Here is a 12,986-nt window from a genome sequence, read left to right as displayed (position 1 = left end):
CACATAGAGAATAAAAGGAGGTCATCATATGGCTGAATGGAAAACAAAACGGACATACGATGAGATATTGTATGAAACGTATAATGGCATTGCAAAAATAACAATCAACCGACCTGAGGTACATAATGCGTTTACCCCTAAAACGGTTGCTGAAATGATTGATGCGTTTGCTGACGCAAGAGACGACCAAAACGTTGGGGTTATCGTGCTTGCCGGTGCAGGGGACAAGGCATTTTGTTCTGGCGGAGACCAAAAAGTGCGCGGCCACGGTGGATATGTAGGAGACGACCAGATCCCGCGTCTTAACGTATTGGATCTTCAGCGTTTAATCCGCGTCATCCCGAAACCGGTTGTTGCGATGGTGTCCGGATATGCGATCGGCGGAGGCCATGTGCTTCACATCGTATGTGACTTGACAATTGCTGCGGACAACGCAATTTTTGGACAAACAGGCCCTAAAGTGGGAAGCTTCGATGCAGGTTACGGTTCTGGCTACCTGGCTCGAATTGTAGGACATAAAAAAGCACGTGAAATCTGGTACCTATGCCGTCAGTACAACGCACAGGAAGCACTGGACATGGGTCTTGTCAACACAGTCGTTCCTTTGGAACAGCTTGAAGAAGAAACGATTAAATGGTGTGAAGAAATGCTTGAAAAAAGCCCGACCGCACTGCGCTTTCTTAAAGCTGCGTTTAACGCGGACACAGACGGACTTGCTGGAATTCAGCAGTTTGCAGGGGATGCTACCCTTCTTTACTACACAACAGATGAAGCAAAAGAAGGCCGTGATTCCTTTAAGGAAAAACGCAAACCTGATTTCGGACAGTTCCCTCGTTTTCCGTGATCAGCAATACCTAGTAAACCAACAGCTTGAGACTTTGCGGTCCAAGCTGTTTTCTTTTCAATACAGACATTTTACCTCGGAGATGATGACATGCTGACAGAACAGCCCAACTGGCTCATGCAGCGGGCACAGCTGACACCTGAGAGAATCGCTCTCATCTATGAAGACCAAACCGTGACATTTGCAGAATTGTTTGCCGCGTCTAAACGAATGGCGGAACAGCTTGCCGCTCATTCGGTTCGGAAAGGGGATACTGCAGCTATTTTGCTCCAAAACCGTGCAGAAATGGTATACGCTGTTCACGCTTGTTTTTTGCTTGGTGTTAAGGCGGTGCTTTTGAATACGAAGCTGTCAACACATGAAAGGCTGTTTCAGCTGGAGGATTCGGGATCCGGCTTTTTATTGACAGATTCAAGCTTTGAGAAGAAAGAATATGAACACATCGTTCAAACGATTGATGTGGATGAACTGATGAAAGAAGCAGCAGAGGAAATTGAGATCCAGGCTTATATGCAAATGGATGCAACGGCAACGCTGATGTATACGTCGGGTACGACAGGAAAGCCCAAGGGAGTTCAGCAAACGTTCGGAAACCATTATTTCAGTGCGGTGTCGTCCGCTCTTAATTTGGGTATAACAGAACAAGACCGCTGGCTTATCGCATTGCCGCTCTTTCATATCAGCGGATTGTCCGCATTATTTAAATCTGTGATCTATGGAATGACTGTCGTGCTTCACCAGCGTTTTTCCGTAAGCGATGTGCTGAATTCTATCAACAGGCATGAAGTGACAATGATATCTGCGGTGCAGACTATGCTGGCCAGTCTTTTGGAAGAAACAAACCGCTGCCCTGAATCCATCAGATGCATTCTTCTCGGCGGCGGTCCTGCACCGCTGCCATTGCTTGAGGAATGCCGTGAGAAAGGATTCCCTGTCTTTCAGTCATATGGAATGACAGAAACATGCTCACAAATTGTTACCCTGTCGCCGGAATTCAGTATGGAAAAGCTCGGATCTGCGGGGAAACCGCTGTTTTCATGTGAAATCAAAATAGAGCGGGACGGACAGGCATGTGAACCGTTTGTACACGGTGAAATCATGGTCAAAGGCCCGAATGTTATGAAAAGCTATTTTAACCGAGAGAGCGCAAATGAAGCCTCCTTTCAAAATGGCTGGCTGAAAACAGGTGATCTTGGTTATTTGGACAATGAAGGCTTTTTATATGTATTAGACAGACGTTCAGATCTGATCATATCCGGCGGAGAAAACATTTATCCGGCCGAAGTGGAGTCAGTGCTGCTTTCACACCCCGCTGTGGCCGAAGCCGGGGTTTCAGGGGCTGAGGACAAAAAATGGGGGAAAGTGCCTCACGCCTATCTTGTCCTTCACAAGCCTGTGAGCGCAGGAGAATTGACTGACTACTGCAAAGAACGCTTGGCGAAGTATAAAATTCCGGCAAAATTCTATGTGCTTGACCGCCTGCCGCGCAATGCGTCTAATAAGCTCTTGCGAAATCAGCTGAAGGATGCGCGTAAAGGAGAACTGCTATGATCGAAATAGAAAAAATCACGCTTTACCATTTGAGCATGAACTTAAAGAAACCGTTTAAAAACAGTATCGAAACGCTTCAAGAGCGTAAATTTCTGATCGTGGAAGCCATTGATACATCAGGTGTCACAGGCTGGGGAGAAGTTTCCGCTTTCTCTTCGCCTTGGTACACCGAGGAAACCATTGGAACATGTTTGCATATGCTAAAAGATTTTTTTATCCCAAATGTCGTCGGCCGTGAATTCAATCACCCTTCAGAAGTGCCGGACAGCCTGGCGCGGTATAAAGGAAACCGGATGGCAAAAGCGGGACTTGAATCGGCTGTATGGGATATTTATGCCAAAAAGAAGGGCGTATCCCTTGCTGAGGCATTGGGCGGAACAAGAGATAAAGTCCCTGCCGGGGTGGTAGTCGGCCTGGCGCCTCTTGACGATATGCTGAAGGAAATTGAGAGCTATCAAAAAGAAGGTTATCAAAGAATAAAAATTAAAATTCAGCCTGGGCAGGATGTGGAATTGGTCAAGGCCATCCGCAGCCGATTCCCAAACATCCCGCTTATGGCCGATGCCAATTCCTCTTACGAACTGAAGGATATCAGCCGTTTAAAGGAGCTTGATGACTATCATTTAATGATGATTGAGCAGCCGCTCCAAGCTGACGATATCGTTGACCACCGCCACCTGCAGAAACATTTGAAAACGGCCATTTGCCTTGATGAGAGCATTTGTTCAGTTGATGATGCGAGACGGGCGATTGAGCTAGGAAGCTGCAAAATTATTAATATAAAACCTTCTCGTGTCGGCGGCTTAACAGAAGCCTTAAAAATTCATGATTTATGCAAAGAGCATCATATGCAGGTTTGGTGCGGAGGAATGCTGGAAACAGGCATATCAAGAGCGCAGAACGTGGCGCTTGCTTCACTGCCTCAATTCACAATACCTGGCGATATATCTTCATCCTCACGCTATTGGGATGAAGATATTGTAACTCCTGATATTCGTATTGATAATGGATTTATTTCTGTGTCAAAACAGCCTGGTTTAGGGGTTGAGGTAAACCAAGACATTATGCGAAAATATGTGACCAAAATGGATGTTTTCACACAGCATGGTTAAGAAAAAAGCATTTTGCTATTTTGAATAAATGACACTGTGCTGTTACAGTAAAAGTGTTCGTTGAATACATCCCTTCTCGTTTGGACCGGCTGCTGACCCAGCCGGTTTTTTTATGTAAATCAGCTTGACAAAAATGGCCAAACGCGATAATTTTGCACAAAGGAAACTTTTTGTCCTGTGTAAATAAAACATGCTTTTGGCTAATTTAATGTCACATGTCTAAGAGCTGACAACATAAGATAAAACAATCGGACATTGATGGCAAAGAGGAGGAGAAATATGAGACAAGGGCTGATGGCAGCAGTGCTTTTTGCGACCTTTGCTTTAACGGGATGCGGAACGGATTCAGCCGGAAAAAGCGCTGATCAGCAATTACAAGTGACAGCGACAACATCTCAAATTGCCGATGCAGCAGAAAACATCGGAGGTAAGCATGTAAAAGTCACCTCTTTAATGGGACCGGGGGTTGATCCGCACCTTTACAAAGCTTCCCAAGGTGACACGAAAAAATTAATGTCTGCCGATGTTGTTCTGTACAGCGGGTTGCATTTGGAAGGGAAAATGGAGGATGTCCTCCAAAAAATCGGCGAACAAAAACAATCGGCGGCAGTAGCTGAGGCCATTCCGAAAAATAAGCTTATTCCCGCGGGGGAAGGCAAGACGTTTGATCCCCACGTCTGGTTCAGCATTCCGTTATGGATCTATGCGGTGGATGAAATTGAAGCGCAATTCAGCAAAGCAATGCCTCAGCACGCAGATGCCTTTCGGAAAAATGCCAAAGAGTACAAAGAAGATTTGCAATATTTAGATAAGTGGTCGCGTAAGGAGATCGCACATATTCCGGAGAAAAGCCGTGTGCTTGTGACTGCTCATGATGCGTTTGCGTACTTTGGGAATGAGTATGGATTTAAGGTAAAAGGCCTCCAGGGACTCAGCACAGATTCGGACTATGGATTAAGGGATGTTCAGGAGCTGGTTGATCTTCTGACAGACAAACAAATAAAAGCTGTGTTCGTAGAAAGCAGTGTATCTGAAAAATCAATCAATGCAGTGGTGGAAGGCGCTAAAGAAAAAGGCCATACAGTCACAATCGGCGGTCAGCTTTATTCGGATGCCATGGGTGAAAAGGGCACAAAAGAAGGCACATACGAAGGAATGTTCCGCCACAATATCAACACGATTACTAAAGCGCTTAAATAAAGAAAAGAGGTGGAGGATATGTTCCCTGTTGAGCTTGATAATGTGACGGTTGCTTATCATAAAAAGCCTGTACTGCAGGACATTTCGCTGCAGGTGCCGGAAGGAAAACTCATTGGCATTATCGGCCCGAACGGCGCGGGAAAATCAACCTTGATCAAAACGATTCTCGGTCTTGTGCCCCGAGCTTCCGGAGACATCTCTATTTACGGCAAAGACTATAAGGATCAGCGGACCAGAATCGGATATGTTCCGCAGCGCGGCTCGGTTGACTGGGATTTCCCCACAAGCGCGCTCGATGTCGTCCTAATGGGAAGATACGGGAGAATCGGTTTATTAAAGAGGCCAAAGAAAGCGGATGTGGAGATGGCGAAGGCCGCATTAGCAAAAGTCGGGATGCATGATTATGCGAAGAGGCAAATCAGCCAGCTGTCAGGCGGACAGCAGCAGCGGGTGTTTCTTGCCCGGGCACTCTGCCAGAACGCTGACATTTATTTTATGGATGAACCGTTTGCAGGTGTCGATGCAGCGACGGAGCGCGCGATTATGACGCTGTTGGCAGAACTCAAAGAAAAAGGAAAAACCGTGCTTGTCGTCCATCATGATCTGCAGACCGCCGAGGATTATTTCGATTGGATCTTACTGCTTCATTTAAGAAAAATCGCTTTCGGACCGGCGGAAAACGTTTTTACGATCGAAAACCTGCAAAAAACATATGGAGGAAGGCTTACGTTTTTAAAAGATAAAGTGCTGGCAGAAGGACATAAGGAGTGAACGCAATGTTTGAAAGTTTGTGGCTGCAGCTCCAGCATCCGAATACACAGTGGGTGCTGGCCGGTACGCTTTTGCTCGGGACGGCAAGCGGTGTTTTGGGCAGCTTTGTGCTGCTGAGAAAGCAAAGTTTAATCGGCGATGCGATGGCCCATTCAGCTCTGCCGGGAGTGTGTCTCGCTTTTCTGTTCACCGGGCAAAAATCACTGCCTTTCTTTTTGCTGGGGGCAGCGCTCGCCGGACTGCTCGGAACGTTTTGTATTCAGCTGATTCCTCGGCTTTCAAAAACAAAGGAGGACTCGGCGATCGGGATTGTTCTTTCTGTGTTTTTTGGCGTCGGGATCATTCTGCTGACATATATTCAGCAACAGGGGGCGGGAAGCCAAAGCGGGCTTGATTCTTTTTTATTCGGCCAGGCTGCTTCATTGGTCAGGCAGGATATCATCCTTATTGCAGGGATATCCGCTGTTCTGCTGCTCCTATGTATTGTTTTCTTTAAGGAATTTACATTGATTACTTTTGATCTCGCGTTTGCAAAGGGATTAGGAATCCCGGTGCGTTTTTTAAACGGGCTTTTGGCTTGTCTGATTGTCTGTGCTGTCGTCATTGGGCTTCAGACTGTTGGTGTGATATTAATGGCGGCTATGCTGATTACACCTGCCATAACCGCGAGATATTGGACCGAACGATTAACCGGGATGATCATCATTGCCGGGATTACAGGCGGGGTCAGCGGAGTGGCCGGAACCCTGCTTAGCACCACGATGAAGGGAATGGCGACAGGGCCATTAATGATCTTATCTGCAACGCTGCTCTTTCTTGTTTCAATGATTTGCGCGCCTAAGCGGGGATTGGCTGCTAAAGCCATAAGGCTGATGAGGCTGCGGCGCAGAACAAGCAGGGAGCAAGTGCTTTTGGAGATTTATGAACAGTATGAAAAGAATAATCTTTGTGTAACTGTTGAAAGTGTAAGAAAGAAAAGACGCCTATCCCCTTCATTATGCCTTAAGGCATTAAATGACTTGGAACAAGAGAGGTGCATTGAGCGTATCGAAAATGGGATTTGGCAAATCACAAGCAAAGGGATAGAAAAAGGCTATCACACAGCTTTGAAGCAGCGGATGTATGAAGTGTATCTCATGCATGAAATGGAACTTGCCAATATAGAATCCGATCAGGACTACTTTGACCCGGACCGTTTACCGAGAGAAACGAGAGAGCGGCTTTATTCACTCTTAAAGCTGTATGGACGGATGCCTGAGCGTCGAAAAGCGTCTCATGATGCCGAGAAGGGACAGATCGCAAATGAGTTTTGAAGCATGGATTATAGCTACGGGTGTATTAGTCGGTGTAAGCTGCGGATTGATCGGCACATTTCTTGTGCTGAGAAGCATGGCGATGCTGGCCGACGCAATCAGTCATACAGTGTTGCTTGGCATTGTCGGCGCTTTTCTAGTGACGGGAAGTCTCGACGGGATTTCTATGTTTATCGGCGCAGCCGCAACCGGTCTGTTAACGGCTTTCTTGGTTCAGCTTCTTCATAGCAAGGGGGTTCAATCAGATGCTGCCATAGGAGTTGTGTTTACATCCTTATTTGCAATCGGGGTTATATTGCTTTCTGTGTATGGAGCGAATGTCCATCTCGATATTGAGCACTCGTTAATGGGAGAAATCGCTTTTGTGCCGTGGAATACGGTGACGGTATTCGGGGTTGATATTGGGCCGAAAGCGTTTTGGATGCTGGCATCTGTTCTGGTTTTAAACGTAGTGTTGATCAGTGTGTGCTATAAGGAGTTTAAAATCGCTTCGTTTGATCCTCAAATGGCTTTAGCCTTGGGAATACCGGTTTTGCTCATTCATTACGTGCAAATGGGCATGCTGTCCTTGACGACTGTTGCTTCCTTTGATTCGGTGGGTGCAGTATTGGTTGTGGCCATGCTGATTGTTCCGCCGGCTGCGGCACATTTGCTGACAGACCGGCTTCTTTATATGCTGATTCTCAGCGCGTTGATTGGCGGGCTGTCGGCGGTCATGGGCTATTTTTTCGCAACGTGGCTTAATGTTTCGATTTCAGGAGCGATGGCGGCCATGACAGGTGTATGTTATGCAAGCGCCTTTTTGTTTTCACCTGCAAACGGGGTCATAACTAAAAAGCTGAGAACACTCAACATGCAAAAAGAAAGAGCTGGCTGATGCAGCTCTTTCTTTTAATTACAAATCATGCGGCTTAAACGTTTTGCAGTCTGTTTCCCGGCTGTTTTCAGCCGTTTCACCAGTATGGCTGACAACATAAATGGCATCAGCGGTGCATTTGTTACCTTTGCCCCAATAAGAACAGTTGTTGACCTCACATAGAATTTTCTGCTCCATGCCATCCCCTCCTTATAAAGGTTCTGGATTAGTATAGCCGGCTGGCTTGCCCTCTATTCCTCCTGGCGGATATAGCGTTTATCTCGCATAAACATTTTCCAGAAGAAAAAGAAGCCCGGAAATAGAATGATAAATGCAACGATATACGTTGCAAACAGCGCTCTGAACGTTGCTGGCTCTGTGAAGCCTGACATGACTGTCACATCGGGATAAATCATATACGGAAGATGCGCCCGCCCGTACGCGTAGCTTGCGAGAAAATACTGTATCCCAATCGCGACAAGTGCAAGCCGCGGTTTTCCGATGTTTTGCCCAAAGCTCTTATTAGGCAGAAAAAGGGCGATTCCAGCAATGACAAATGTAATGAACGATGCAATAATCCAAGTAAAATCATTCATCATTCCGCTGTACAGCCAGTTTGCTTCATTCCGCATTGTCACCATAATGCATACTGCAAACAACAGTGAAATCGGGCCGGTAATCAGGGCGCTTTTTCTGTAGGCTCGGTACGCATCCTGTTCCTCTGCCACATTTGAAACATCTGCAAGCAGCAGCGAGGACAAAAATAAGGTGCTTAAAATCGCAAACCCGATAAATGAATAGGCGTTGGGGCTTGAAAAGATTTTAGACATATTTAAGTTATAGATTCCATCCGTTTTTTCTATAAACCCTCCGTGTGTCACAGGAAGCACCAAAATTAAAATAGCAGGAATGATAAAGCCGGAGATGCCGGAAATATATCTTAGCGTTTTCCGCTCCTTTGCTGTATTTGAAAACACGAGAAATCCGCTTCGAATCGCTAAAAGCAGTAAAATCATGCTTCCGGGAATTAATAAAACGGTGCCGAGCACAAATGTCGCGCCGGGGAAAAAACTGAAAAGCGCCACGACGATGGCCACAATAAAGACATTTGTGACCTCCCAAGTCGGGGACAAAAAGCGATTCGCAATATCGGTGGCCTTCATATGCTCCTTGTTTAAATAGATCATAGACCAAAATCCCGCTCCAAAATCCATTGTCGCCATGACGGCGTAAATAAACACAAAGCCCCAGATAATTGAGATGGCGATCAGAGCGTCAGTTGAAATCTCCATTTGTCGATCTTCCTTCCATTTGGTTTCCTGTTTGCGGAGCCATTACGACTCCGCTGTATTTAAATCTTCGTCAACCGGGTGCTTGCGGAAATAGTACAGCAGCACGTAGACGACAGCAGCGCCTAACACGGCATAAACAAATGTGAAAAACAAGAAGAGCACTCCGATCGAACCAGTCGTTGTTACGACATCCGATGTTTTCAGCAGATGATAGATGACCCAAGGCTGCCTCCCTGTACAGGCGAAAATCCAGCCGAATTCAATGCCGATAAGACTAAAAGGCCCTGCTGTCATGAAAATGACCAAAAGCCACGTCGGGAAACGGTCTTTCTTAAGCACCTTTCTCCAGACCACACCGATGATGGAATAAAGAATCAACAGCATGCCTACTCCGACCATCGCATTAAACAGCGTGTGAATAAAAAGCGGCGGCCATTCATCTCTAGGAAATGCATTCAATCCCTTTACAACAGTGTCAAAACGGTTCGCTGCCAAAAAGCTTAAAGCCCATGGAATCTCGATAGCCCATTTTACTTTTTCTTCATTCGGGTCGGTAAAACCGCCGATAGCGAGCGGGGCGTGGGATCTTGTTTCAAATAGGCCTTCCGCACCGGCTAATTTTTCGGGCTGGTATTCGTACAGCATCTGTGCAGATTCGTGTCCGTTCAAAGCGGTCAGCAATGAAAAAATACCGCCGATCGTCAGTGCGAGCAAAAGGGCTTTCCGGTGAAAGCGATAGACCTTTTCCTTTTTCCTCGTTCGGATCATTTTATACGCCGCAACAGAAGCCACGATAAACGCACCGGTCATAAACGCGGACAGCACGACATGGCCGGCAGTGATAAAAAAGCTAGGATTAAAAAACGCAGCCCACGGGTCAACATCTGTAATTTTTCCGTTTAAAATTTTAAAACCGGCGGGCGTACCTTCAAAAGCGTGAACATTCGTGATCAGAACAGCGGATGCTGCTGCCCCGACTAACACAAAGAAAACAGCAACAATCCTCATTGCAGGTGACAAACGGTCTGCAGCGTATACATAAATCGACATGAATAGGGCTTCAACAAAAAAAGCATAGATTTCAATTTGAAATGGCAGGGACATCACCCGGCCGATGACTTCCATAAATCCCGGCCATAAAAGCGCGAGCTGAGTGCCCGCGATCGTTCCGGTCGGTATGGCGACCCCCAGCAAAACGGCTTGTGCTTTCGTCCATCTTTTCGCCATGATCGCATAATGGTCATCTTTCGTTTTTTGATAGATCAATTCCGCCACTAAAATCATGAGCGGCAGACCGACTCCGAGTGTTGCGAAAATAATATGAAAGCCCATTGTCGTGCCAAAGAGGCTTCTGGCCAAAACTAAATCATCCACAATCGTAAACCACCTTTCCAAAAAGACGTTCTGTATGTATTTTGGGTTTATTATTTGCTTCCTCGGTTAGATTATTCTTCCTATTCTTAAATGCCATGAGGTTTACGATGTGAAAACAGAGGGAAGGATATAAGAAGATTGACAAAACGTTTGTAAGGTTATAAAATAAAACGTAATTATTACGATTTATTGAAAGGAGATTCACATGAAAGAAGGAATTCATCCGAAGAACCACAAAGTGATATTTCAGGATGTCAACAGCGGCTACCGTTTTCTCAGCACCTCTACGAAAACATCTAATGAAACAGCAGAGTGGGAAGACGGAAACACATATCCTGTCATTAAAGTAGAGGTAAGCTCTGACACGCATCCGTTTTATACAGGCCGCCAGAAATTCAATGAAAAAGGCGGACGAGTTGAGCAGTTCAAAAAACGCTATAACATGGGGAAATAAGGCAGGCCTGAGGGTTTGTCTTTTTTTATTATGACGAATAAACAAGGGTTGTGATATATTGAAGAGTAAAAAGAATAGAAAGGGACAACGAACATGAGTCTTCTAAATGATATTCTCGAATTTAACAAGACATTTACTGAACAAAGAGAGTATGAAAAGTATCAAACATCAAAATTTCCAGATAAAAAAATGGCGATTCTTTCTTGCATGGATACTCGTCTGGTTGAACTGCTGCCGCATGCGATGAATTTGCGAAACGGTGATGTGAAAATCATTAAAAGTGCCGGTGCGCTTGTGACACACCCATTCGGAAGCATCATGAGAAGTATACTCGTCGCAGTGTACGAGCTGAATGCAGATGAGGTGTGTGTGATCGGGCATCACGATTGCGGCATGAGCAAAATCAGCAGCAAAAGCATGCTTGAAAAAATCAAAGCAAGAGGGATTCCGGAAGAACGCATCGAAACAATAAAGTACTCCGGTGTAGACTTTGATCAATGGTTTAAAAGCTTTGATTCAGTGGAAGCGAGTGTGAAAGACAGCGTAGATGTTATTAAACATCACCCGCTGTTCCCTGAAAACGTTCCGGTCCATGGCTTAGTCATTGATCCTAAAACCGGAAAACTGGATCTTATCGTAAACGGTTATAACAATTAATGTTTTTGTTTCTTTTCAGGAACGGGATCGACTCCTCCCGGATGGAACGGGTGGCATTTCAAAATCCGTTTGATTGTCAGCCATCCGCCTTTTAAAGCGCCATGTGTTTTAATCGCTTCGATTCCATATTGGGAACAGGTCGGATAAAAGCGGCACGTTGGCGGTGTCAGGGGCGAGATGAATTTTTGATATCCTCTGATCAGAGCGATGAATAGGGTTTTCATGTTTCTTCAGCAACCTTTCTGATGCAAGTATAAGAAAAAAAACACAGATTGAAAAGTTAATCAATAATTCTTATCGGAAAAGTATGTTATAATGAAATTACATTTTTAAAAAAGGGGAGAGTGCCATTATGCCTTCAGTAGAAAGTTTTGAGCTTGATCATAATGCGGTTGTTGCTCCATATGTAAGACATTGCGGCGTGCATAAAGTGGGAACAGACGGCGTTGTCAATAAATTTGACATTCGTTTTTGCCAGCCAAATAAACAGGCGATGAAGCCTGACACCATTCACACACTCGAGCATTTGCTCGCGTTTACGATTCGTTCTCACGCTGAGAAATACGATCATTTTGATATCATTGATATTTCTCCAATGGGCTGCCAGACAGGCTATTATCTAGTTGTGAGCGGAGAGCCGACATCAGCGGAAATCGTTGATCTGCTTGAAGACACAATGAAGGAAGCGGTAGAGATTACAGAAATACCAGCTGCGAATGAAAAGCAGTGCGGCCAAGCGAAGCTTCATGATCTGGAAGGCGCTAAACGTTTAATGCGTTTCTGGCTTTCACAGGATAAAGAAGAATTGCTAAAAGTATTTGGCTAATATAGAAAGGACCTTTTTGCGCTTAAGCAAAAAGGTCTTTTTTGTGACGTCTCATATTTTGTGTACCATTTGCTGTAAGCGTTTGCTACTATTTAGGTAAACGATGAAAGGGTGATGGCATGAAAAAGATGTTGGTTGTTCTGCTTTTTTCTGCTTTTTTGCTTAACGGATGCGGATCTGGTGAAAGCAAAGCAAATACGGCTGAGACGCCCGAGGTTTTGGATGTCAAGCTGACCGGGCCTGAAAAAGTAAATCCCGGAGAAAGCGCTGCTTATGAAGCAGCCGTATCATATGGTGATGAAGCTGTGACGGATGCCGATGAAGTAGAGTTTGAAGTATGGAAAGAAGGGGAAAAAGACGCAAGCCAAATGTTTAAGGCGAAACAAGAAAAAGGCGTATACCGATTGGAAACGACGTTTAAGGAAGATGGTGTATACACTGTCCAATCTCATGTCACAGCAAAAAAACAGCATAGCATGCCGACCTTAAAAGTCCAAGTCGGAGACGCCGATGCTGCCAGCAATCAGTCAGAAGAGGAGCATTCACATCATCATTGATTGTGTGAATCAGAGTGATTTTCTTGTGGTGGATCAATGGTATGCTTTACATTATAGGCTTTTACAGTCGTCCAAATGGTTACAAGCAAAACAGCCAGCACAATCAAAATACTTATCGTAATGAGAAGCGTCATGACATTCCACCTCCCGTTTTTTAACAATTGTAGCATAATAGAAGA

At 45.3% G+C, this 12,986-nt stretch carries 16 protein-coding genes; 11 read left to right on the top strand and 5 right to left on the bottom strand.

Annotated elements, in window-relative coordinates:
• Positions 1–28 precede the first annotated feature (28 nt).
• The 7 genes from menB (at position 29) to mntD (ending at position 7,668) form a co-directional block, all read left to right on the top strand.
• Positions 29–844, top strand: a complete 816-nt coding sequence (menB, locus tag NSQ12_RS16270) for a 1,4-dihydroxy-2-naphthoyl-CoA synthase (RefSeq protein WP_003229054.1) — start codon at positions 29–31, stop codon at positions 842–844.
• A gap of 90 nt (positions 845–934) precedes the next feature.
• Entirely contained in the window at positions 935–2,395 is a 1,461-nt protein-coding gene (locus NSQ12_RS16265) for an o-succinylbenzoate--CoA ligase (protein WP_248719372.1), read from the top strand.
• A complete protein-coding gene (gene menC, locus NSQ12_RS16260; RefSeq protein ID WP_003229057.1) occupies positions 2,392–3,507 on the top strand; it encodes an o-succinylbenzoate synthase in 1,116 nt (371 codons plus the stop codon). The genes NSQ12_RS16265 and menC overlap by 4 nt, the downstream gene beginning before the upstream one ends.
• Positions 3,508–3,786: 279 nt before the next feature.
• Entirely contained in the window at positions 3,787–4,707 is a 921-nt protein-coding gene (mntA, locus tag NSQ12_RS16255; protein WP_124058879.1) for a manganese ABC transporter substrate-binding protein/adhesin MntA, read from the top strand.
• Positions 4,708–4,725: 18 nt separating this feature from the next.
• Positions 4,726–5,478: a manganese ABC transporter ATP-binding protein MntB gene (gene mntB, locus NSQ12_RS16250; protein WP_217024352.1), complete on the top strand. Its 753-nt coding sequence runs from the start codon at positions 4,726–4,728 to the stop codon at positions 5,476–5,478.
• A 5-nt stretch (positions 5,479–5,483) separates the two neighbouring features.
• Entirely contained in the window at positions 5,484–6,791 is a 1,308-nt protein-coding gene (mntC, locus tag NSQ12_RS16245) for a manganese ABC transporter permease MntC (RefSeq protein WP_217024350.1), read from the top strand.
• Positions 6,781–7,668, top strand: coding sequence for a manganese ABC transporter permease MntD (gene mntD / locus NSQ12_RS16240; RefSeq protein ID WP_033884531.1), 888 nt, complete (start codon positions 6,781–6,783; stop codon positions 7,666–7,668). The genes mntC and mntD overlap by 11 nt, the downstream gene beginning before the upstream one ends.
• Positions 7,669–7,686: 18 nt before the next feature.
• Here mntD and NSQ12_RS16235 read toward each other — a convergent pair whose 3' ends face one another.
• From NSQ12_RS16235 to NSQ12_RS16225, 3 genes are read right to left on the bottom strand one after another with little or no spacing between them, the layout of a single operon-like run.
• A complete protein-coding gene (locus NSQ12_RS16235) occupies positions 7,687–7,845 on the bottom strand; it encodes a DUF1540 domain-containing protein (RefSeq protein WP_003229069.1) in 159 nt (52 codons plus the stop codon).
• A gap of 53 nt (positions 7,846–7,898) precedes the next feature.
• Positions 7,899–8,939: a cytochrome d ubiquinol oxidase subunit II gene (locus tag NSQ12_RS16230; protein ID WP_014480631.1), complete on the bottom strand. Its 1,041-nt coding sequence runs from the start codon at positions 8,937–8,939 to the stop codon at positions 7,899–7,901.
• A 42-nt stretch (positions 8,940–8,981) separates the two neighbouring features.
• Positions 8,982–10,313 (bottom strand): cytochrome ubiquinol oxidase subunit I, encoded by a 1,332-nt coding sequence (locus tag NSQ12_RS16225; protein ID WP_003229073.1) that lies wholly within the window; start codon positions 10,311–10,313, stop codon positions 8,982–8,984.
• Positions 10,314–10,518: 205 nt separating this feature from the next.
• Here NSQ12_RS16225 and NSQ12_RS16220 point away from each other — a divergent pair, with 205 nt between their 5' ends.
• Together NSQ12_RS16220 and NSQ12_RS16215 are read left to right on the top strand one after the other, a co-directional pair.
• Positions 10,519–10,767, top strand: coding sequence for a type B 50S ribosomal protein L31 (locus tag NSQ12_RS16220; RefSeq protein ID WP_003219346.1), 249 nt, complete (start codon positions 10,519–10,521; stop codon positions 10,765–10,767).
• A gap of 93 nt (positions 10,768–10,860) precedes the next feature.
• Positions 10,861–11,424, top strand: a complete 564-nt coding sequence (locus NSQ12_RS16215) for a carbonic anhydrase (RefSeq protein ID WP_003229074.1) — start codon at positions 10,861–10,863, stop codon at positions 11,422–11,424.
• Here the strand turns inward: NSQ12_RS16215 and yidD are convergent.
• On the bottom strand, positions 11,421–11,648 hold the full coding sequence (gene yidD / locus NSQ12_RS16210; protein WP_003229076.1) for a membrane protein insertion efficiency factor YidD: 228 nt from the start codon (positions 11,646–11,648) through the stop codon (positions 11,421–11,423). The genes NSQ12_RS16215 and yidD overlap by 4 nt on opposite strands.
• Before the next feature lie 128 nt (positions 11,649–11,776).
• Between yidD and NSQ12_RS16205 the strand changes: the two genes are divergently transcribed.
• Positions 11,777–12,250: an S-ribosylhomocysteine lyase gene (locus NSQ12_RS16205; RefSeq protein WP_003219361.1), complete on the top strand. Its 474-nt coding sequence runs from the start codon at positions 11,777–11,779 to the stop codon at positions 12,248–12,250.
• A 119-nt stretch (positions 12,251–12,369) separates the two neighbouring features.
• Entirely contained in the window at positions 12,370–12,807 is a 438-nt protein-coding gene (locus NSQ12_RS16200; protein ID WP_014480629.1) for a FixH family protein, read from the top strand.
• Here the strand turns inward: NSQ12_RS16200 and ytzI are convergent.
• Complete coding sequence (gene ytzI, locus NSQ12_RS16195; RefSeq protein WP_003229081.1) at positions 12,801–12,941, bottom strand: YtzI protein; 141 nt, start codon at positions 12,939–12,941, stop codon at positions 12,801–12,803. The genes NSQ12_RS16200 and ytzI overlap by 7 nt on opposite strands.
• Between the last annotated feature and the right edge of the window lie 45 nt (positions 12,942–12,986).

Origin of the sequence: Bacillus sp. PS95, assembly GCF_037963565.1 — a bacterium.
Classification (GTDB): Bacteria; Bacillota; Bacilli; order Bacillales; family Bacillaceae; genus Bacillus; species Bacillus subtilis.
This window is presented reverse-complemented; position numbering and strand designations above follow the sequence as displayed.